Below are 20,829 nucleotides of genomic sequence, written 5' to 3'. Positions count from 1 at the left end.
TAAATCCTTCGGCAGACCGGCCCTGAGCCGGTCTGCAGTAAGCGGTATGCAGGCTGCGGTGCTTGCCGAGCCTTGTTCTAGTTCGGTTTCCTCTCGTGCGCTCGGAGCGTCAGATGCGCATCGGCATCACGACGTAGCGGAAGCGCTCCTGCGATTCGGGCATCGTGATCAGCACGCTGCCGGAGGCGGTGGAGAAGTTGAAGCGGACGGTCTTGTTCTTGAGGATGCCGAGCACTTCAAGGAGATAGGTGATGTTGAAGCCCATGTCGAGCTCGTCGTGCGTCCAGGGCACGTCGAAGCGTTCGAGAGCCTCTTCGTGGTCGGAGTTCGTGCTCTGGATTTGCAGGCCCTCGCCGTTGAGGATCCAGCGGATGCCGTGGAACTTCTCGTTCGTCATGATGCCGACGCGGCGAAGCGCGTTGGAGATCGCCTCGCGCTCAAGTTCAAGGGCGTTCGGGTTCGTGTCCTGAGAGGGAAGCACGCGCTTGTAGTCGGGGAAGCGGCCTTCGATGAGCTTGCTCATGAAGGTGATGTTGCCGAAGGAGAAGCACACCTGAAGGTCCGTGAACTGGACGCGGACGGGCGTGTCGTCCTCGGGGAGCAGGCGAATGAGCTCGCGCACGGTCTTGCGCGGGATGATGGCCTGCATCGGGGTGTTTTCGTCATCAACGTCGACTTCGCAGCAGGCGAGACGATGGGTGTCGGTGGCGACGGTGCGAAGCTTCTTGCCCTCGACGACGAAGAGTACGCCGTTGAGGTAGTAGCGGACGTCCTGACTGGCCATAGCGAAGGCCGTCATCGTGAGCAGGTAGCGTAGCGTGCGGGACGGGATGAAGAGCGTCGTCTCCCACTGGCTTTCCTTGAGGACGGGGTATTCGTCGGCGGAGAGCGTCTGAAGCTGGAACTTGCCGTTGTTGCTGCTGATCGTGAGGCCGCGGTCGCCGAGATCGAACTGGACCTCGTTGGTGGCGGGAAGAGCCGTCAGGATGCTGGCGAGCTTGGAGGCGCCGACCGTGAAGCGGGTGTCGACGCCTGCGACGCCGACGGGAGCCTCGGTGCTGATCTGGATATCGAGGTCAGTGGCGGAGAACTTGACGTTCTCGCCGTTCTGCTCGATCAGGATGTTGCTCAGAATCGGCAGCGTCTGGCGCTTTTCAACAATGCCTTCGACGATTTTGACGGGTTTGAGCAGGTTTTCGCAGACGCTCTGGATGTTCTTCATAACAAATACCTGGTGAAAAATTCAAAAAATCGGGTTCCGTCGGGTGCTTCTGTCAGCCCTTGATCATCTGCTCGAGCACGTGGATCTCGTGATTGAGCTCGGCGTTGCCCTGGCGTTCCTGAGTGATCTTTCGCACGGCGTGCATGACGGTCGTGTGGTCTCGGCCGCCGAAGTTGGCGCCGATTTCGGGGAGGCTGTGCTGGGTCAGCTCCTTGGTGAGGTACATGGCAATCTGGCGCGGCCTGGCGATGTTGGCGGGGCGGCGCTTCGAATGCATTTCCGCGACCTTGATGTTGTAGTAGTCGGCGACGGTCTTCTGGATGCTCTCGATCGTGATCAGGTTGTTGTTGACCGAGAACTGGTCGCGAAGGACGTGCTTGGCGATGTCGATTGTGATTTCCTTGGCGGCCGACGGTTGGAACTGCTGGTAGGCGATGACCTGCTGAAGGGCGCCCTCAAGCTCGCGGACGTTGGACTTGAGGCGCTTGGCGATGAACATCGCCACTTCTTCGGGCAGCGCGGCGCCGAGCGCCTTGGCCTTGTTGAGCAGAATGGCGATGCGCATTTCAAGCTCGGGCGGCTCGATGGCGACGGACAGGCCCTGGGAGAAGCGCGAGATTAGGCGCTGCTCGATGTCCTTGAGGTTGCGGGTGTACGTGTCGGCCGTGAGCACGACCTGCTTGTTGTGCGGCACGAGCGCTTCGAAGGCACGGTAGAACTGCGCCTGGGAACCCTTGGCGCCCGAGAAGGACTGGACGTCGTCGATGAGAAGCAGGTCGAGGTTGCGGTAGCGCTCGTCGAACATCTGAAGCGCCTTGCGGGAGCTCGAGGAGTCGCGCGTGGCGGTCGTGTACTCGCTGATGAAGTCCTGGGCGGAGATGCAGCGGACGCGTGCCTTCGGATGAAGGTCGAGATAGCGGTGGCCGATGGCCTGCATCAGATGGGTCTTGCCCAGACCGACGCCGCCATAGATGTAGAGCGGGTTGTACTGCATGCCCATCGTAGTGGCGACGTGTTCCGCGGCCGCGACGGCGAGCTGGTTGGCGTTGCCGTTGACGTAGTTTTCAAAGGTGAGGCCGGGAAGGAGGCCGGTCTCTTCGCGTCTCCTCTCAATGTCCTCGAGGGACGGTCCCTTGGGCTGAGCAGGAGTCTGCACGTCGCCTGCGAGTGCGCCGACGGCCTGCAGGGTGACCTTCACCTGGCCGCCGTAGAGGTGCACGGCCACGTCCTGAATGGTCTTCAGATACGTCGCGCGGATCGTCTGCACCTTGCTGGCGGGCGCTTCAAGGACCATGTCGCCGCGTTCGCTGTCCCACCGCACCAGCTCAATCGGTTCGAACCAATTGGTGATGATCATCGGAGGAAGCTTCATCGCTTTGATCTGCGCGAGACAGTCTTGCCAGAAGTTGTTCATGACGGGCCTAGATGTAGATTGAAGGCTTGCCTGGGCGGCCTGCCGGGCAGGGCGGGGCAAGGAAGACGAATATATTATTTTAGCCGATTTGTCCGTGGATAACTTTGCTTGAGGATAACTTATCCACAATTCGGTGTGGATAAGATTTCCCTTGCCTCTCAACAACTTGGGCTTTCCTGAAAAAGCGTGGAGAAAAGATTTACACAACCCAATGTGGTTTGTCGGCTCCCGACCCCCAGATGTTGTGTTTTTCGAGCCTTCGCCTGAGGGGAAGCCTACCGAACTTCATGACAGGACAAGATTTTTTGTGGTTTTCGTTTGACAAATCCCCCCTCATTGAGTTCTAATATCTAACTTTTCGTAACTCGGCAATCTCGATGATTGCGGGGTCGCCGGCGGCACCGCGGGCGGCACCGTACAGAACAAAAGCGCCGGCTTGCGGAGACTCATTTGGCTAGCCCGTTTCCAGAACGATTGACATGGGACTGTGTGGCTGGCATACCCCTGTTGTTTTTTCCTCGTGCTGCACCGACGTGCGCCGAGGTTCATGCCTATTGAGGATTAATCATGGCTACCAAACGTACCTATCAGCCTTCCAAGGTCAAGCGTGCTCGTACGCACGGCTTCCTGGTTCGCAGCCGCACGAAGGGCGGTCGTCGCGTTCTCGCTCGCCGTCGCGCTAAGGGCCGTCACACCCTGGCTCTCTAATCGGCTCGTTCACGGCCGGTAACGATCGCCGTGTCCAGCTACACAGCGGCACCCCTTAAGTTTCCCCGTAGTTTGCGCATCATCAAGAGCGCGGACTATGGGGTGCTTGTGCATACGCGGAACGAAAATACCTTCCGACTCACGTCGAAGTACTTTTCGATCAACGCAATGAAATTCCCTGAGGAGCCGGGCAGGCTTCGCTTCGGCATCACCGTCGGAAAGCGCAACGCCCATCGCTCCGTGGACCGTGCACTGGTCAAGAGAACCTTGAGGGAGGCTGCAAGAAAGCAAGCCCCAAATCTTGCGGCGCTTCTCGGCGAGCAAGGCGTGGGGCTTGACGTTTCTTTAAGGCTCAGGGTTCCCCTGAAGGAGATCCCCGGCATCGATCAGGGCGTCAACGCCCTGAAGCTGTCCCTGAGGACTGATGCGCGGTCGCTCATGGAGGCGCTCCTGAAGCGTCTTCCGAAGCAGCTTGCGCAGACCCGGGGCGAGTGACGGTGGTGGCGAAGTTTCTGCGGATGCTGGTCAGGCTCTATCAGCTGACCCTGTCTCCGTGGGTGGGAAGGAGTTGCCGATTCGTTCCCACGTGTTCAAACTATGCCATTGAGGCACTCGAAAAGTACGGTGCCGTCAAGGGAACCTATCTGACCATCTACCGTCTGCTGCGCTGTCATCCTCTTGGAGGGCGCGGGCTGGATCCGGTGCCGGCGAAGTTCCGCTGGCGCTGCTGGTGCAGAGAGTGCAGGCCGGAAGAACAAGAAGACAAGGGATCTACGGATCTTTTCAACATCCAAAAGAAGTAGTGGATAAAAATGGGAAAGGACATGCAACGCGCTCTTTTGTGGGCGATTCTTTTTACCTCCTGCTTCCTGCTGTGGGACAACTATCAGGTCTACAAGGGCGAGAAGTCCTTTTTCCATACGGAGGCCGTTGAACAGCAGGCCGTTGCCGACGCAGCCTCTAGCGTCCCGACTGGCAAGGACATTGACGCCACGGTTCCGTCCGCTGTCGCCGTCAAGGATCCTGTCGTCGTTGAAACCGATCGCATGAAGGTCACCTTCGACCGCGAGGGCGCCGTCATCGTCGGCACCGAGATGACGCTGATCCCGCGTCAGGCCGACTGGACCGAAGTGGGCCTCGCCGGTCTCATCCTCGACCGCAAGCCAGCCGAGAACCTCGGCAACGTCGATCTTCTTGAGATCACGAAGAACCGCACCTACGTCGCCCAGAGCGGCCTTGTCGGCGGCAACTTCCCGAATCACAAGGATCAGTACAAGCTCGTCAGCCAAAAGCTCAGCATGGGCGACGCCGACAAGCTTGACGTGATCTTTGAAGCCACCAAGGGCGGCGTGACGGTCAAGAAGACCTACACGTTCAACCGCGGCCACTACGGCATCGACGTTTCGACCGAAGTCGTCAACAACAGCGGCGTCGCCATTCAGCCGTCCGCCTACTATCAGCTCACCCGCGACGGCGGCAAGCCTGAAGGCGAAAGCTCCATGTACTCCACGTACACGGGTCCCGCCTTCTACTCCGACGAAGAGAAGTTCCAGAAGCTTGAGTTCGGCGACATCGCCGACAACAGCGCCTCCTTCGAGAAGTTCACCAACAACGGCTGGCTCGCCATGGTCCAGCACCACTTCGTGAGCGCTTGGGTTCCCGCCAACGGTGAGGAGCGCGAGAACTATGCCCGTGAGGTCTCCAAGAACCTCTACTCCGTCGGCACGCTCGTGAAGCTCGGCACCATCGAGTCCGGCAAGTCCGTGACCGACAAGGCCGTGCTCTACTCCGGCCCGCAGGATCAGGACCGCCTTGAACAGATCGCTCCGGGCCTTGAGCTCGTGGTCGACTACGGCTGGCTCACGTTCCTTGCCAAGCCGATCTACTGGCTCCTGTCCTTCCTCTACGGCATCGTCGGCAACTGGGGCTGGGCCATCGTGCTTCTGACCTGCATCGTGAAGGCGATTCTCTATCCGGTTTCGGCCGCCGGCTATCGTTCGATGGCCCGCATGAAGGAAGTCACGCCGCGTATGAAGCAGCTGCAGGATCGCTACAAGGACGACAAGCAGCGCCTCAACCAGGCCATGATGGAGCTCTACCGCACGGAAAAGATCAATCCGGTCGGCGGCTGCCTCCCGATCATGCTGCAGATTCCCGTGTTCCTCGCGCTCTACTGGGTGCTTCAGGGTTCCGTTGAGCTTCGCGGTGCTCCGTGGGTCCTCTGGGTCCATGACCTTGCGATGCCTGACCCTTGGTTCGTGCTTCCTGCGATCATGGCCGTGACCATGTTCCTGCAGATCCTGCTCAACCCGAAGCCCACTGATCCGACGCAGGCCCGCATGATGTACATCATGCCGATCGTCTTCTCGGTGATGTTCTTCGTGTTCGCCTCCGGTCTCGTGCTCTACTGGCTTACGAACAACGTTCTGTCGATTCTCCAGCAGTGGTGGATCAACAAGACCATCGCAGCCGAGCGCGCCAAGCGTCTGCAGAGCTAAAGCACTAGTGCTTCTTTGAAGACAAACAAAAAAGGGGTGCCCTTAGAAGGCATCCCTTTTTGTTTGAGCGCAGGTTCAGCTGCGCTTCCTGAAGAGTCCCGGCAGCAACAGAAGAGGCCAGAGCCAGAGAGAGGCGCACCAGAGCAGGCATCTCGCAGGCGAGATCTTCTGGTTTTCCGACTGCCACGTCTTCATGAAGAGCACGACGGCGCCGACGATGCACCAGAGAAGAAAGCCGCAGTAGATGAGGGCCCGCGTGTTGTAGTCGTCCCCGAGCGCGGCGGCGGTGTAGGCCGCGAGGGGAATGCACAGAATCATGCCGGTGCAGGCGCCGATCAGCGTCGGTCCGAAAAAGGGCTTGCGGTTGGGAGGACGTGGCAGGGACATGGGTTCAAAGGGACCTGAATACACAAACCCATCCATCGTATACCAAAGAGATCGGGGCGGGCATTACAATCTCCACAATCTGCCGATCCTGACGTCGGCAACCCTCGGAAAGAGCTTTATGCACCACAGCGACAAAGATCCCATCATCGCCGTTGCGACGGCCGCGGGCCGCGGCGGCATCGGCATTCTGCGCCTGTCCTTCGGCAAGGCGCTCGAAGCCCAGATCGTCGGGCGCCTGTTCGGGGAGAACTGCACCCTGAAGGCGCGCTACGCCCATCTCCTGCCCTTTCTCGGAACGGACGGCGGGGTGCTTGACCGCGCAATCGTGCTGCTCTTTCCCGCTCCCCACAGCTACACGGGCGAGTCCGTCCTCGAAATTCAGGCGCACGGCGGTCCCGTGCTTCTGAGCCTCATCATGCGCACCTGCCTTGAGAAGTGCCGTGATCTCGGGCTTCGCATGGCCGAGCCCGGCGAATTCACCCGCCGCGCATTCATGAACGGCCGAATGGACCTGACTCAGGCGGAGGCTGTGGCCGATCTGATTGATGCCGTGAGCGAATCCGCCGTTCAGGCGGCGGGACGCTCTTTGAGCGGCGAGTTCTCCAATGCCGTCCGCGACGTCGACGGCAACATCACGGAGCTTCGCGCCTTCATCGAGGCCACGCTCGACTTCCCAGAAGAGGACATCGACGTCATCGGTTCGGAAAAGGTCCGCACGCGCCTTGTTCAGGCCGAAACGGGCATCCGCGCCATTCTGGAGAACGCTCGTCAGGGGCAGGTGCTGCGTGAAGGCGTGACCGTGGCCATCGTGGGCAGTCCCAATGTCGGCAAGTCGAGCCTGCTCAATGCGCTTGCCCAAGAGGAGGTGGCCATCGTCACCGACATCCCCGGCACGACCCGCGACCGCATCGAGCACTGGGTTTCGCTCAATGGCGTGCCCGTCAAGATGGTGGACACGGCAGGCATTCGCACGACGGACGATGTCGTCGAAAGCAAGGGCATCGAACGCACGTTGGTCGAGATCCGCAAGGCGGACGTCGTGTTGCATCTCAAGGACGCCTCCGGCCTCATCAGGGACGACACGGAGGTTTTGGACAAGGTTCTGAAGGAGGTCCGCCACGGCGTGCCCCTCATCACCGTGAACAACAAGGTCGATCTTTGCGAGTCGGCTGCCTCCGGCGGCGAGATCGCCATTTCCGCCAAACAGGGAGTCGGCCTGTCCGAACTCAAGGCCCGTCTTCTCGAGGTGGTCGGCATGGCGGCGACGACGGACGGCGTCTTCATGGCGCGCGAACGCCATCTGCAGTGCCTGAAGACGGCGGCGGAGCATGTCTCCCGCGCCCTCCTTCTCATCGACTGCGATCCCATGCCCGAACTGGTGGCGGAAGAGCTTCGCCTCGCGAGCCGCGCGCTTGGAGAGATCCTCGGCGAAACGACGACCGAAGACATCCTCGGCATGATTTTTAGTAAGTTCTGTATTGGAAAATAAATGCTGTACCCCGAAAAATTTGAGGTCATCGTGGTCGGCTGCGGCCATGCAGGCGCGGAAGCCGCGCTTGCCGCCGCGCGCATGGGCCGCCGCACGCTGCTCGTGACGCACAACGTTGAAACGATCGGCCAACTCTCCTGCAATCCGTCCATCGGCGGCATCGGCAAGGGTCATCTCGTCAAGGAACTTGACGCCATGGGCGGCGCCATGGGCGTCGTGACTGACGAGGCCGGCATTCAGTTCCGCATTCTCAACGGCTCCAAGGGTGCCGCCGTTCAGGCCACCCGCGCCCAGATCGACCGTCAGCTTTACCGCCGCGCCATGCGCGAGCGCATTGAAGGCCAGGAGAACCTCAGCGTCTTCCAGCAGGCCGTTGATGACCTGATCGTCGAAAACGGCCGCGTTGCGGGCATCGTGACCCAGACGGGCTTCTGTTTCAGCGCGCAGGCTGTCGTGCTTTGCGCGGGCACCTTCCTCAACGGCATGGTGCACATCGGCCTTGAGCACTATCAGGCGGGCCGCGTCGGCGATCCCGCGAGCGTCCGTCTGGCGGAGCGCCTCAAGGAGCTCGGAATGCCTCAGGGCCGTCTCAAGACGGGCACGCCCGCCCGAATCGACGGCCGTACGATCGACTTCAGCAAGTGCGAGGAGCAGTGGGGTGACCTTGATCCCGTGCCGCAGTTTTCGCTGCTCAAGCCCGCTCCGGAACATCCGAGGCAGGTGCCCTGCTGGATCACGCGCACGAACCAGAAAGTTCATGACATCATTCTGGCCAACCTCGACCGCTCGCCCATGTACACGGGCGTCATCCACGGCATCGGCCCGCGCTACTGTCCGTCCATCGAGGACAAGGTGAAGCGCTTCGCCGACAAGGACAGCCATCAGGTGTTCCTTGAGCCCGAAGGTCTGCATGTCAACGAGTGGTATCCGAACGGCATCTCAACGAGCCTGCCCTTCGACGTCCAGCTCGACATCGTCCACAACATGCCCGGCCTTGAGCACGCGCATCTGCTGCGTCCGGGCTATGCGATTGAATACGACTTCTACGATCCGCGCGGCCTCAAGACCAGCATGGAGACGAAGGCCATGCCCGGCCTCTTCTTTGCCGGTCAGATCAACGGCACGACGGGTTACGAAGAGGCCGCCGCACAGGGGCTTCTCGCCGGTCTCAATGCCGCGCTCTACGCGCGCGGCGAAGGCTCCTGGACGGCCCGCCGCGATCAGGCCTATCTCGGCGTGATGGTCGACGATCTGACGACTCGCGGCGTGACGGAGCCCTACCGCATGTTTACCAGCCGCGCCGAATACCGTCTGAGCCTGCGTGAGGACAACGCCGACGTGCGCCTGACGGAGGAAGGGCGACGTCTCGGCCTCGTCGATGACGAACGCTGGGCCTACTTCTGCCGCAAGCAGGAGAACGTCGCCCGCCTGATGCAGAGCCTGAAGGACACGTGGGTCAATCCGAAGCTCTTCACTTCCGAGGAGATGAACCGCGTGCTCGGCACCGACATGGAGCGCGAATACTCGCTTCACGCTCTGGCCACCCGCCCCGGCGTCACTCTCAAGGCCGTTGCGGGCATGACGAAGACGGACGGTGCTCCCGTCCTGCCTCTGGAGGACTTCTCGGATGACGAGCTGTTCCAGGCCGAAACGGAAGTAAAGTATTCAGGCTACATCTCTCGTCAGAAGGCGGAGATCGAGCGCACGCTGGCCAACGAGACGCTGAAGATTCCCGCCGAGCTCGACTACGACAGCGTGCCGGGGCTCAGCTTCGAGGTTCGACAGAAGCTCAAGTCGATCAGTCCCGAGACGATCGGGCAGGCCTCCCGCATCTCCGGCGTGACGCCGGCTGCGGTCTCGCTGCTGCTGGTGCATTTGAAGCGTCGCTACTACTATGTGAAGGACAAGGGCACTCAAGCCAAGGAAAAAGGCAATGTTTGATTTTCAGCCACGCCTGGAGGAAGGCCTCGCGACGCTTGGTCTTGAGGCCTCCGTCGACCAGGTGGACCAACTCATGCGCTTTGCGGGCCTGCTCCAGAAGTGGAACAAGGTCTACAACCTGACCGCCATTCGCCGCGATGACGAGATCCTGACGCATCATCTTCTGGACTCGGCGGCGCTCGTGCCGTTCGTGAAGCGTCTCGGCCCTGATGCGGTGAACGTGCTCGACGTCGGCAGCGGAGGCGGCCTACCGTCGATCCCGCTTGCCATTCTCAGGCCTGATCTTCGCGTGACGGCGGTTGATGCCGTCAGCAAGAAGACGGCCTTTCTCACTCAGGCCGCCATCGAGCTGGGACTCAGGAACTATTCGACCCGCCATGCGCGAATCGAACGTCTTTCGGGCCAGTACGACCTGATCACGTCCAGGGCCTTTGCGAATCTTCAGGACTTTGTGGACCTGACGCGCCACCTCATCAAGCCGGACGGTCTCTGGCTGGCCATGAAGGGCGCCGTGCCCGAGGATGAAATCAGTTGTCTGCCTGCCGACGCATCCGTCGCAGAGGTGCTTCCCATGGAGGTTCCCGGGCTTGGAGAGGCTCGCCATCTGGTGGTGATGAAGCCCGTCAACTAGAGATTTAGGAGACTGTCATGACCAGCGCTTTCGTCAGTGCCTTCGTACTCGCATTCTCGACATTCCTGCCCGTCATCAATCCGTTCAGCGGAGCAATGTTCTTCTGTACGCTGACAACCAGCCTGTCGGACAGGGATCGTGCGTTCGTTGCCAACAGGATCGCCCTGTACTGCCTGATCATTCTGCTGGTGTGCCTGACGTGCGGACACCTGATTCTCAGCTTCTTCGGCATTTCCGTCGGCGTGCTTCGAATGGCGGGCGGCTGCGTGCTTTTCGCCGCAGGCTGGACTGCCCTGAATGCGCCGACGCAGGAGGAGACGACGGAGGAGCGCCCCGCGCTGTCCCGCGCGAAGCTCAAGTCCATGGCCTTCTACCCCTTTACGCTGCCGCTCACGACGGGACCCGGTGCGATTGCCGTGTCCGTGGCCGTGAGCACCAGTCTGCCGCGAGACCTCGGGCACATCGCCGGCACGTTTGTGGCGACGGTTGCAACGGTGGCGGTTATCTGGGTCTGCTATCGTTACAGCGACCGTCTGAACAAGGCGGTCGGCGTGGCGGGCGCAGACGCGCTGGCGCGAATCTTCGCCTTCATCCTGATCTGTCTGGGCGTCGCCATTTTCTGGCAGGGTTTCTCCGAACTCTGGTTGGAGCTCAGCGCGCAGGCGACAGCCGCCGCAGCTGCGGTCAAGTGAGCATTCTTGCGGATGACGGCCGCGCATTACTATTAGACATTTGAGACAACCGAAGGTCAGCGGACCGCACGACGTTTGGACGACGAACTTATGGCGCAAATCTTTTGTATCGCTAATCAGAAAGGAGGGGTCGGCAAGACGACGACCGCCGTCAATCTTGCAGGCGCCCTCGCCTTGAAGGGACGCAGGGTGCTCTTCATCGACCTTGACCCCCAGGGCAACGGCACGATGGGCTGCGGCATCGAAAAGCGCGACCTGAAGGGTTCGATCTACGAGGTGCTGCTCGGCATCGCGAGCTTCGAGCAGGCTGTCTGCCATTCGGCTGAGGGCGGCTTTGACGTTCTGCCTGCCAATCGCGAGCTGGCGGGTGCCGAGGTGGAGCTCGTGGGGCTTGATCATCGAGACGTGCGCCTCAAGAAGGCGCTCGAGCCCGAGCTCGACAAGTACGACTATGTGCTCATCGACTGTCCGCCGAGCCTGTCGATGCTGACGCTCAACGCGCTGTGCGCGGCTGACGGCGTCATCATTCCGATGCAGTGCGAATACTATGCGCTCGAGGGGCTTACCGACCTCGTGGGCAGCGTCAAGCGCGTTCGTGCCGAGAAGAACAAGAACCTGCGCATCGTGGCGCTTCTGCGCGTGATGTTCGACACGCGCATCACGCTCCAGCAGCAGGTGAGCACGCAGCTTGAGGAGCATTTCGGCGACAAGGTCTTCAAGACCATCATTCCGCGCAACGTGAGGCTTGCCGAGGCGCCGAGCTACGGCCTGCCCGGCGTCGTCTACGACCGCTCGAGCAAGGGTGCCAAGGCCTACATGGCCTGTGCGGAAGAACTCATCGAGCGCATGGAAAAGAAGCACAAGTAATTCAACGGGAGAAAACGTGACGGCAAAGAAACTTGGAGGCCTCGGCCGCGGTCTGGGCGCCATTTATGACGACTTCGACGTGAGCGGCCTCTCCGAAGAGGACGGTGATGACAAGCGCCTTGAAACGGTGAAGCTTGACGAGCTGCGCCCTGGCAGCACTCAGCCGCGCAGCACCATGACGGAAGAGGGTCTTCAGGAGCTGGCTGACTCCATTCGCCAGCAGGGCATCATCAGCCCGATCATCGTCCGTCCTGCGGACGAGGGCTACGAAATCATCGCCGGCGAGCGCCGCTTCCGCGCCGCCCGCATGGCGGGCCTCGAAGAGGTTCCCGTCATCATCCGCACGGTGGATCAGACCCAGGCACTCGCCATGGCGCTCATCGAGAACATGCAGCGTGAGGACCTGAATCCTCTCGAGGAGGCGGCAGGCATCCAGCGCCTCATTGACGAGTGCGACTACACGCATGAACAGGCGGCCGAAGCCGTCGGCCGTTCGCGCACCGCAACGACGAACCTTCTTCGCCTTCTGACGCTGACGCCTGAAGTGAAGGCCATGCTGAAGGAGCGCAAGCTCGAGATGGGACATGCGCGTGCGCTTCTCGCGCTTGATGCCGCCGAACAGGTGCTGGCCGCGAAAGAAGTGGTTGCCAAAGCGCTGTCGGTGCGTCAAACTGAAGACTTGATCCGTCGGATGAAGGAAAAGCAACCCGTTCGTCAGAAGTTCGTGGTCAAGACCCGCGACGACATTCGACTCGAGGAGTCGCTCGCCGAAACGCTCGGTGCCGTCGTGAAGCTCTCCGCCAACTCGAAGGGCAAGGGCAGGATCGTGATTGAATTTACCAATCTCGACCAGCTCGAGGGCATCGTACACCGGATCCAACAGCAGGGCCATTAAGTCGAAGGGCTTAGGCGACTTCGTGCTTAATAGATAAATTCTATAGAGCATACCCATAACGAGGTAGGAGCGTTCCCCGTTTGGTGAGTTGTATGTATTTAAGACAAAACTTAGAATTCGATCCGACTGAAAACCCAACGAACAACCGCAAGTATGTACGCCATTTCTGATATGATGCGCATTTCCCTTGCGCAGTATGTCATCGTATTTCTTGTAACTGTTGTTTCTGCTTTTTTCGTAGGGCAGGATGCAGCCTACACGGCACTGATGGCGGGGCTCGCTTACGCGGTCCCGACGACGCTCCTCGCGTTGTTTTTGGTGCTGCCGAAATTTTTGACGGCGTACAGCCCAAGTGCTGTCGCAGTGCTCGGAGGGGAGTTTGTCAAGATCCTGGTTGTCGTGCTTCTTTTGGGGCTGATGGTCGGGTACTACGAAAACCTTCATTGGCCCGCCTTTATCTTCACGATAATTGCGGTGGCGAACAGTTACTTCATCGTGCTGTTCAAGAGACATTAAGGATCGGTATCCATGGCAGCAGAAGCCCTTACCGCTACTGAGTATATTAAACATCACATGGCCCACCTGGCTTCCGCGCATCAGGGGTCCGTTGTTGATTTTTCTATCGTGAACTACGACACCATCTTCTTCTCCGTGTTGATGCTGGCTGTCATGTTCTTCCTTCTGCGAGCCGGTGCTAAGAAGGCTACTTCCGGTGTCCCCGGAAAGATGCAGTGTGCAGTCGAAATGCTGGTGGAAATGGTCAACAACCAGGCCAAGAACATCGTGCACGGCGACCGCACCTTCGTGGCTCCGCTGGCTTTAACCGTGTTCTGCTGGGTCGCGTTGATGAACTCCATCGACTTGATTCCGGTTGACCTGTTCCCCGCGATTGCTGGTCTGATCGGCCTCGATCATCTCCGTCCGTTGCCGACTGCTGACCTCAACGGCCCGCTCGGCATGTCGTTGGGCGTGCTCCTCCTTCTCTTCTACTACGGCGTGAAGGTCAAGGGCCTCGGCGGCTTCGTGCATGAACTGTTTACTGCGCCTTTCGGCAGTCATCCCGCTCTCTGGCCGTTCAACTTCCTGTTGAACATCATTGAGTACCTCGCCAAGTTCGTCTCGCTCGGCATGCGACTCTTCGGCAACATGTATGCTGGTGAATTGCTGTTCTTCCTGCTGGCGCTTCTCGGCGGTTTCGCTCTCGAACTCAGTTCCATTGGGACTGTTAGTGCTGGTATTGGTCAAGTCTTCGCAGGTTTGGTCTGGTGGCTTTTCCATGTCCTGATTGTTCTGCTTCAGGCCTTCATCTTCATGATGTTGACGCTCGTCTACATCGGTCAGGCCCACAGCAGCCACTAATCTCTTTTTTCCTTTACTCCCTCTTTTTAAATTCAGGAGTTTTTTAAAATGACCAACGTCGCTCTCGTCGCTCTCGCTTGCGGTCTCATCATCGGTCTCGGCGCCATCGGTGCCTGTCTCGGCATCGCCATCATGGGTGCCAAGTACCTCGAATCCGCCGCCCGCCAGCCCGAGCTGATGGAACCGCTCCAGACGAAGATGTTCCTTCTCGCCGGTCTTATCGACGCTGCCTTCCTTATCGGTGTCGGTATCGCCATGATGTTCGCCTTTGCCAACCCGTTCGTCGGCTAATTTGGTGCCGCGAAAATAAAACGTCTTTTCTTTTAATGACGCCGTTGACTGCCCTGCTTGAACGCTAGAAGGGCGAGAGGGCGGTCAACGTAACGGGGTTCAATAATGAACATTAATGCCTCTCTGTTTTTACAGATGGTCGTGTTCTTCCTTGGTGCCTGGATCACCATGAAGTACATCTGGCCGCCGCTGATCCACGCGATTGAAGAGCGTCAGAAGAAGATCGCCGATGGTCTCTCTGCCGCTAACAAGGGTGAGAAGGCTCTGGCTATCGCGACCGAGCAGGGCAAGGCCATCGAAGCCGACGCCCGCGCCCGTGCCACCACCATTGTTTCTGACGGTGAAAAGCGTGCTCAGAGTATCGTCGATGAAGCCAAAGCTCAGGCTCAGGTCGAAGCCGACCGCATCATCGAGAATGCTCGTGCTGAAGCTGCTCAGGAAATGCAGCGTGCTCGTGAAGCGCTTCGTAACGAAGTGGCTGCTCTTGCCGTTGCCGGTGCTGAGCAGATCCTGGCCCGTGAGGTCGACAAGACCGTTCACGCCGCCATGCTTGAACAATTGAAGGCGAAGCTCTAACTATGGCTGAACTTTCGACGATTGCGCGCCCCTACGCACAAGGCCTGATGAAGGCTTTGAAAGACCGTAATGCCGGCGCTGAAGATGTGGCCCAGGATCTTGAAGTCATCGAAGCTCTCGCTTCCCTGACTAAGAATCCTGAAGTCGCCACGCTGGTTGGCGATCCGAAGCTGACTGACGATCAACTCTGCGACCTGATTGCGGAACTTTGCGGCAACAACCTCCCGAAGGAAGTCGCGAACATGCTGCGCGTGGTCATCGAAAACGGTCGTCTGGAAGCTTTCCCGGAGATCGCCCGTCAGTTTCGTGAGCTGAAGAATTCTTCCGAAGGCATTGCCGATGCCTACATCGAGTCGGCCTTTGAGCTTAGCGCCGCTGAGCTCGACAGCCTGCTTGAGTCGCTTGCCAAGAAGTTCCCCGGCCTCAAACTCCACCCGATCGTTTCCATCAATCCCGAACTGATCGGCGGCGTTTGCATTCGTGTCGGCGACAAACTTCTTGACGGTTCGATTCGCGCTCGTCTCGCTCAGATGAAGACGACGCTCACCGCTTAAAAACATTCGGAGCTGTAAGATGCAACTCAATCCCAGTGAAATCAGCGATCTGCTGAAGAAGCGTATCGAAGGCCTCGGCGTTTCCGCAGATCTTCGTACCCAGGGCACCGTCGTGTCGGTGACCGACGGTATCTGCCGTGTTCACGGTCTTAGCGACGTGATGCAGGGCGAAATGCTGGAATTCCCCGGCAATACGTATGGCCTCGCCCTCAACCTCGAACGTGACTCCGTCGGTGCCGTTATTCTCGGTTCCTACGAACACATTTCCGAAGGCGACCTGGTCAAGACGACCGGCAAGATTCTTTCCGTTCCCGTTGGTCCGGAACTTATCGGCCGCGTTGTGAACGCTCTCGGTCAGCCGATCGACGGCAAGGGTCCGATCAACACGGAACTCTTCGACGTCGTCGAAAAGGTTGCTCCCGGCGTTATCGACCGCCAGTCCGTTTCCCAGCCGGTTCAGACGGGCTTGAAGTCCGTTGACTCCATGATCCCGATCGGCCGCGGCCAGCGCGAACTCATCATTGGCGACCGCCAGTGTGGTAAGACCGCCGTCGCCATCGACACGATCATCAACCAGAAGGGCAAGAACCTTACCTGCGTGTACGTTGCCATCGGCCAGAAGGCCTCCACGATCGCCAACGTCGTTCGCAAGCTCGAAGAAAGCGGCGCCATGGAATACACCATCGTCGTTGCCGCCACGGCTTCCGAATCCGCCGCCATGCAGTACATCGCTCCGTACGCCGGCGCCACGATGGGTGAATACTTCCGCGACCGCGGTGAAGACTCCCTGATCGTCTATGACGACTTGACGAAGCAGGCTTGGGCCTACCGTCAGATTTCCCTGCTGCTCCGCCGTCCGCCGGGACGCGAAGCCTACCCTGGCGACGTCTTCTACCTGCACAGCCGTCTGCTCGAACGTGCCGCTCGCGTGAACCCGGTTTACGTCGAACGCTTCACGGAAGGCAAGGTTACGGGCAAGACCGGTTCCATGACGGCTCTGCCGATCATTGAAACGCAGGCTGGCGACGTTACCGCCTTCGTTCCGACCAACGTGATTTCCATTACCGACGGTCAGATCTTCCTTGAAACCGACCTCTTCAACGCCGGTATCCGTCCCGCCATCAACCCGGGTATTTCCGTGTCCCGAGTCGGTGGTGCCGCTCAGACGAAGATCATCAAGAAGCTCGGCGGTGGTGTCCGTCTTGCCCTGGCTCAGTACCGTGAACTCGCTGCCTTTGCTCAGTTCGCCTCTGACCTCGACGATGTTACCCGCAAGCAGCTCGAACGCGGTCGTGTCGTTACCGAACTCATGAAGCAGCCGCAGTACCAGCCGCTTCAGGTTTGGGAAGAAGCTCTCGTGCTTTACGCCGTGAACATGGGTGCCTACGACGACGTGGCTGTTGCTGACGCGCTTCGTGTCGAACGCGGCATGCGTGAATACCTCAAGACGCACCATGCTGACCTGATCGAAACGATCGAAGCCAAGAAGGAACTCTCCAAGGACGTCGATGCCCAGCTCAAGGCTGCCATCGAGTCGTTCAAGAAGAGCGGTGCTTACTAAGCGTTAACAAATCCAAGAGGACCCATATCCCATGCCCAGTACAAAGGAAATTCGCGGAAAGATCAAGAGCGTGCAAAACACGCGCAAGATCACCAAGGCGATGGAGATGGTTGCGGCCTCGAAGATGCGCAAGGCGCAGGACCGGATGTTTGCGGCCCGTCCGTACGGTGACAAGATTCGAGTGATCTGCTCGCATCTTGCCCGTGCGAACAGCGAATACAAGCATCCGTTCCTCGTTAAGCATGAAGGCACCAAGAAGATTGGTCTCATTCTCGTGACGACCGACAAGGGGCTTGCTGGCCCCCTGAATACCAACATTCAGCGCCTTGTTCTGCACAAGATCAAGGACTGGAGCGCGGAAGGCTACTCCATTGAAGCCACCGCTCTCGGTAACAAGGGGTTAGGCTTCCTCCAGCGCCTTCAGGCCAATGTGGTTAGCCAGGCCGTCCAGCTTGGCGACCGCCCGAACCTCGACCGTCTGATCGGTGCCATCCGCATCCAGATTCAGGCTTACGTCGAAGGCAAGGTGGATTCTGTGCATCTGGCCTATTCCCGTTTTGTTAACGCCATGAAGCAGGTGCCCGTGGTCGAGCAGATTCTGCCGCTTACGGACAGCCATCTTGATGCGGCTGACAAGCGTGATCACTCGTGGGACTATCTCTACGAGCCCGACGCCGAAACCGTTCTCGACGCGCTTCTGAAGCGTTACGTCGAAGCTTTGATTTACCAAGCAGTTGCAGAAAATATGGCTTCTGAACAGAGCGCCCGCATGGTGGCCATGAAGGCCGCTTCGGACAACGCCAAGAAGCTCATCGAAGAGCTGCAGCTCGTTTATAACAAGACCCGTCAGGCCGGCATTACGAAGGAAATCACCGAAATCGTCGGTGGTGCCGCCGCCGTGTCTTAAGTATCGATAACTGAGGAAAACCCATGAGTATCGGACAGATCGTTCAGGTCATTGGCGCCGTGGTTGACATTGAGTTCGCCCGTGATGCCATGCCTAAGGTTTACGAAGCTCTCGTCCTTGAAAAGGATGAAAGCAATCCCCTGGCTGAAGAGGGCCTGACCTTCGAAGTGCAGCAGCAGTTGGGCGACGGCGTGGTGCGTACCATTGCCATGGGCTCTTCTGAAGGCCTGCAGCGCGGCATGAAGGTCAAGAGCACCGGCCATGAAATCTCCGTCCCGGTTGGTCCCAAGACCCTGGGCCGCATTATGGACGTGCTCGGTCGCCCGATCGACGACTGCGGCGACATCGGCGCTGAAGAAGTTCGCCCGATTCATCGTCCGGCCCCGAAGTTCGACGAACTCTCCCCGTCCGTTGAACTTCTCGAAACCGGCATTAAGGTTATTGACCTTATCTGCCCGTTCGCCAAGGGCGGCAAGGTCGGCCTCTTCGGCGGTGCCGGTGTGGGCAAGACCGTCAACATGATGGAGCTCATCAACAACATCGCCAAGCAGTACGGTGGTTACTCCGTGTTTGCCGGCGTCGGTGAACGTACCCGTGAAGGTAACGACTTCTACCACGAAATGGAAGAGTCCCACGTTCTCGACAAGGTGGCCATGGTGTTCGGTCAGATGAACGAACCCCCGGGAAACCGTCTCCGCGTTGCTCTGACGGGCCTTACGATGGCCGAAGCCTTCCGTGACGAAGGCCGCGACATCCTGCTCTTCATCGACAACATCTACCGTTATACCCTTGCCGGTACGGAAGTGTCCGCTCTGCTCGGCCGTATGCCGTCCGCCGTGGGCTACCAGCCGACGCTTGCTGAAGAAATGGGTAAGCTTCAGGAACGTATTGCTTCCACGAAGACCGGTTCCATTACGTCCATTCAGGCCGTTTACGTGCCTGCTGACGACTTGACCGACCCGTCTCCGGCTACCACCTTCGGCCACTTGGACGCCACGGTCGTGCTGTCTCGTGACATCGCTGCCCTTGGTATCTACCCGGCCGTTGACCCGCTTGACTCCACGTCCCGCCAGGTCGACCCGAACATCATCGGCGAAGAGCACTACTCCATCTGCCGTCGTGTTCAGGAAACGCTCCAGCGCTACAAGGAACTCCGCGACATCATCGCCATTCTCGGTATGGACGAACTCGCTCCGGAAGACAAGCTGACGGTTATGCGCGCTCGCAAGATCCAGAACTATCTCTCCCAGCCGTTCCACGTTGCTGAAGTGTTTACCGGTGCTCCCGGCAAGTACGTTCCGCTCAAGGAAACGATCCGCGGCTTCAAGATGATTGTTGAAGGCGAATGCGACGAACTTCCCGAACAGGCCTTCTACATGGTCGGTACCATCGACGAAGCCTTTGAAAAGGCGAAGACCCTGAAGTAATGCTTGCCTGAGGCCGGTCGCAAGATCGGCCCTGTCAAGCGCCCGACAACGGAGCAACTAACATGGCTACTATCAAAGTCGACGTCGTTAGCGCGGAAGAGTCCATCTTCTCCGGTGACGCCGAGCTCGTTTCGCTGCCCGGTAAGTCTGGCGAATTGGGTATTCTGCCTGGGCACGTGCCCCTCATCACGCTGATCCGCCCCGGTTTTGTCCGCATTCATCTGCCGGGCAAGAAGGAAGTGGAACAGGTGTTTGTGGCTGGTGGCGTGCTTGAAGTTCAGCCCGATCTGGTGACTGTGCTGGCTGATACGGCCGTCCGCAGCAATGACCTCGACGAGGCCAAGGCTGCCAAGGCTCTTGAAGATGCCCGCGCACAGCGTCAGAATGCAACGGGCGAAATCGAGATTGCCCGCCTCGAAGCCGAGATGGCCGCTCTGGCCGCTCAGATCGTGGCAATCAAGAAGATTCGTCAGCAGCGTTAAGCGAACGTTGTTTCTGCCAAAAAGGGTGGTATTGTTCAAATACCGCCCTTTTTTTATGTTCAAAATCAAGAAAGCGCAGGGATGCAGGTCAGTCGGCTGCTGGATGCAGGTACGATTATCTGATGCGTAACCAAGCGCTTGAGAACAAAGGTATTTGATTCAATCAGGAGGTCAGCATGGCTGGCGTTAAGGTACTGGTAACTACAGACGGGTCTAATTTGAGTGACAAGGCGATTGATACGGCCATCGATCTGACGAAGCAGCTCGGCGGCGAACTCATCGGCATGACTTCGGTCGTCGGCGAGGCCCCGACCGGTGGTTTTGAGGCCGAGGATGCCGCCGTCCGCGACCGGCTGGCCGCCATCAGCCGCAAGGCTGCCGAAAAGGGCGTCCCGTGCGAAGTGGTTGCCGAGCATGCAGACGCCATCTGGAAGGGCGTGCTGGCCTGCGCCGTCCGCCACGACGTGTCCTTCATCGTGATGGCCAGCCGCGGTCTCGGCTCCATCGGCTCGTTCCTGCTGGGCAGCGAAACCCAGAAGGTCCTGCATCAGGTCGACCGCCCGGTCCTCATCGTCCGCTAACCGTCGGACAAGAGCTTCTTCAAGGCTTCCAGAAGGTCGTCGGTCGAAAGGCCGACGACTTCTATTCGTTTTTCACGGCTCGTGTCGCCGCTCAGCAGACGCACGGAGCTCTTGGAGACGCCCAGCCCCTTGGAGAGGTACTTGATCAGCGTCGCGTTGGCCTTGCCGTCCACAGGAGGAGAGGCCAGGGCGATCTTGAGCCTGTCGCCGTGAACGCCGACGACGGCAGTCCGCTTGGCGCCCGGTTGCGCGTGCACTGCGATGACGGGGGCGTTGTTCTTGCCGGTCGTCAGCCAGCTGGTGTTCGTGAAAGGGGACTCTGGGTTGGCGGGCATGTCTAGCTCTTT

At 59.2% G+C, this 20,829-nt stretch carries 24 protein-coding genes; 20 read left to right on the top strand and 4 right to left on the bottom strand.

The genetic code is table 11. The features are described from left to right. Positions 1-109 precede the first annotated feature (109 nt). Both dnaN and dnaA read right to left on the bottom strand, forming a co-directional pair. Complete coding sequence (gene dnaN / locus HMPREF3036_RS01320) at positions 110-1,222, bottom strand: DNA polymerase III subunit beta (RefSeq protein WP_005434132.1); 1,113 nt, start codon at positions 1,220-1,222, stop codon at positions 110-112. A gap of 52 nt (positions 1,223-1,274) precedes the next feature. After that, on the bottom strand, positions 1,275-2,636 hold the full coding sequence (dnaA, locus tag HMPREF3036_RS01315) for a chromosomal replication initiator protein DnaA (protein WP_062330935.1): 1,362 nt from the start codon (positions 2,634-2,636) through the stop codon (positions 1,275-1,277). Between the two features lie 567 nt (positions 2,637-3,203). Between dnaA and rpmH the strand changes: the two genes are divergently transcribed. From rpmH to yidC, 4 genes are read left to right on the top strand one after another with little or no spacing between them, the layout of a single operon-like run. Further along, positions 3,204-3,344 carry a 50S ribosomal protein L34 gene (gene rpmH, locus HMPREF3036_RS11445; protein ID WP_081579413.1) on the top strand — a complete coding sequence of 47 codons (141 nt, stop codon included), beginning with the start codon at positions 3,204-3,206 and terminating at the stop codon, positions 3,342-3,344. Between the two features lie 30 nt (positions 3,345-3,374). Then, the gene (locus HMPREF3036_RS01310; RefSeq protein WP_062330933.1) at positions 3,375-3,839 is read left to right on the top strand and encodes a ribonuclease P protein component; all 465 of its coding nucleotides are present in this window, start codon (positions 3,375-3,377) and stop codon (positions 3,837-3,839) included. Positions 3,840-3,862: 23 nt separating this feature from the next. Beyond that, positions 3,863-4,147: a membrane protein insertion efficiency factor YidD gene (gene yidD, locus HMPREF3036_RS11440; protein ID WP_051008992.1), complete on the top strand. Its 285-nt coding sequence runs from the start codon at positions 3,863-3,865 to the stop codon at positions 4,145-4,147. A gap of 9 nt (positions 4,148-4,156) precedes the next feature. Then, positions 4,157-5,842, top strand: coding sequence for a membrane protein insertase YidC (gene yidC, locus HMPREF3036_RS01305; RefSeq protein ID WP_062330930.1), 1,686 nt, complete (start codon positions 4,157-4,159; stop codon positions 5,840-5,842). 75 nt (positions 5,843-5,917) lie between these two features. Here the strand turns inward: yidC and HMPREF3036_RS01300 are convergent, their stop codons facing one another. Next, positions 5,918-6,229 carry a hypothetical protein gene (locus tag HMPREF3036_RS01300; RefSeq protein ID WP_038006346.1) on the bottom strand — a complete coding sequence of 104 codons (312 nt, stop codon included), beginning with the start codon at positions 6,227-6,229 and terminating at the stop codon, positions 5,918-5,920. Positions 6,230-6,347: 118 nt separating this feature from the next. On the opposite strand from HMPREF3036_RS01300, the gene mnmE reads away from it, so the two are divergent. The 16 genes from mnmE (at position 6,348) to HMPREF3036_RS01220 (ending at position 20,482) form a co-directional block, all read left to right on the top strand. Further along, positions 6,348-7,718: a tRNA uridine-5-carboxymethylaminomethyl(34) synthesis GTPase MnmE gene (gene mnmE, locus HMPREF3036_RS01295; RefSeq protein ID WP_005434140.1), complete on the top strand. Its 1,371-nt coding sequence runs from the start codon at positions 6,348-6,350 to the stop codon at positions 7,716-7,718. Beyond that, the gene (mnmG, locus tag HMPREF3036_RS01290; RefSeq protein WP_005434142.1) at positions 7,719-9,659 is read left to right on the top strand and encodes a tRNA uridine-5-carboxymethylaminomethyl(34) synthesis enzyme MnmG; all 1,941 of its coding nucleotides are present in this window, start codon (positions 7,719-7,721) and stop codon (positions 9,657-9,659) included. Continuing rightward, the gene (rsmG, locus tag HMPREF3036_RS01285) at positions 9,652-10,290 is read left to right on the top strand and encodes a 16S rRNA (guanine(527)-N(7))-methyltransferase RsmG (protein ID WP_005434145.1); all 639 of its coding nucleotides are present in this window, start codon (positions 9,652-9,654) and stop codon (positions 10,288-10,290) included. The genes mnmG and rsmG overlap by 8 nt, the downstream gene beginning before the upstream one ends. Positions 10,291-10,307: 17 nt before the next feature. After that, a complete protein-coding gene (locus tag HMPREF3036_RS01280) occupies positions 10,308-10,982 on the top strand; it encodes a MarC family protein (protein ID WP_005434146.1) in 675 nt (224 codons plus the stop codon). Positions 10,983-11,072: 90 nt separating this feature from the next. After that, positions 11,073-11,849 carry a ParA family protein gene (locus tag HMPREF3036_RS01275; protein ID WP_005434148.1) on the top strand — a complete coding sequence of 259 codons (777 nt, stop codon included), beginning with the start codon at positions 11,073-11,075 and terminating at the stop codon, positions 11,847-11,849. Between the two features lie 16 nt (positions 11,850-11,865). Continuing rightward, a complete protein-coding gene (locus tag HMPREF3036_RS01270; RefSeq protein ID WP_005434150.1) occupies positions 11,866-12,744 on the top strand; it encodes a ParB/RepB/Spo0J family partition protein in 879 nt (292 codons plus the stop codon). Positions 12,745-12,897: 153 nt separating this feature from the next. Further along, positions 12,898-13,260 carry an ATP synthase subunit I gene (locus HMPREF3036_RS01265; RefSeq protein WP_005434151.1) on the top strand — a complete coding sequence of 121 codons (363 nt, stop codon included), beginning with the start codon at positions 12,898-12,900 and terminating at the stop codon, positions 13,258-13,260. 12 nt (positions 13,261-13,272) lie between these two features. After that, complete coding sequence (gene atpB / locus HMPREF3036_RS01260; protein ID WP_005434152.1) at positions 13,273-14,103, top strand: F0F1 ATP synthase subunit A; 831 nt, start codon at positions 13,273-13,275, stop codon at positions 14,101-14,103. 48 nt (positions 14,104-14,151) lie between these two features. Beyond that, complete coding sequence (gene atpE / locus HMPREF3036_RS01255) at positions 14,152-14,394, top strand: F0F1 ATP synthase subunit C (protein WP_005434153.1); 243 nt, start codon at positions 14,152-14,154, stop codon at positions 14,392-14,394. 105 nt (positions 14,395-14,499) lie between these two features. Beyond that, on the top strand, positions 14,500-14,970 hold the full coding sequence (locus HMPREF3036_RS01250; RefSeq protein WP_005434154.1) for a F0F1 ATP synthase subunit B: 471 nt from the start codon (positions 14,500-14,502) through the stop codon (positions 14,968-14,970). Between the two features lie 2 nt (positions 14,971-14,972). Then, complete coding sequence (locus HMPREF3036_RS01245) at positions 14,973-15,524, top strand: F0F1 ATP synthase subunit delta (RefSeq protein WP_062330927.1); 552 nt, start codon at positions 14,973-14,975, stop codon at positions 15,522-15,524. A gap of 19 nt (positions 15,525-15,543) precedes the next feature. Further along, positions 15,544-17,085, top strand: a complete 1,542-nt coding sequence (gene atpA, locus HMPREF3036_RS01240) for a F0F1 ATP synthase subunit alpha (RefSeq protein WP_005434156.1) — start codon at positions 15,544-15,546, stop codon at positions 17,083-17,085. 31 nt (positions 17,086-17,116) lie between these two features. Next, positions 17,117-17,992 carry a F0F1 ATP synthase subunit gamma gene (gene atpG, locus HMPREF3036_RS01235; protein WP_005434157.1) on the top strand — a complete coding sequence of 292 codons (876 nt, stop codon included), beginning with the start codon at positions 17,117-17,119 and terminating at the stop codon, positions 17,990-17,992. A 23-nt stretch (positions 17,993-18,015) separates the two neighbouring features. After that, positions 18,016-19,419, top strand: coding sequence for a F0F1 ATP synthase subunit beta (gene atpD, locus HMPREF3036_RS01230; RefSeq protein ID WP_005434158.1), 1,404 nt, complete (start codon positions 18,016-18,018; stop codon positions 19,417-19,419). Positions 19,420-19,481: 62 nt separating this feature from the next. Further along, complete coding sequence (locus HMPREF3036_RS01225) at positions 19,482-19,901, top strand: F0F1 ATP synthase subunit epsilon (RefSeq protein ID WP_005434160.1); 420 nt, start codon at positions 19,482-19,484, stop codon at positions 19,899-19,901. Between the two features lie 176 nt (positions 19,902-20,077). Beyond that, positions 20,078-20,482, top strand: coding sequence for a universal stress protein (locus HMPREF3036_RS01220; protein ID WP_005434162.1), 405 nt, complete (start codon positions 20,078-20,080; stop codon positions 20,480-20,482). Here the strand turns inward: HMPREF3036_RS01220 and HMPREF3036_RS01215 are convergent. Beyond that, on the bottom strand, positions 20,479-20,817 hold the full coding sequence (locus HMPREF3036_RS01215) for a DUF167 domain-containing protein (protein WP_005434164.1): 339 nt from the start codon (positions 20,815-20,817) through the stop codon (positions 20,479-20,481). The two genes, HMPREF3036_RS01220 and HMPREF3036_RS01215, sit on opposite strands and share 4 nt — an antisense overlap. Positions 20,818-20,829 lie beyond the last annotated feature (12 nt).

Origin of the sequence: Sutterella sp. KLE1602, assembly GCF_001578585.1 — a bacterium.
GTDB lineage: Bacteria > Pseudomonadota > Gammaproteobacteria > Burkholderiales > Burkholderiaceae_F > Sutterella > Sutterella wadsworthensis_A.
This window is presented reverse-complemented; position numbering and strand designations above follow the sequence as displayed.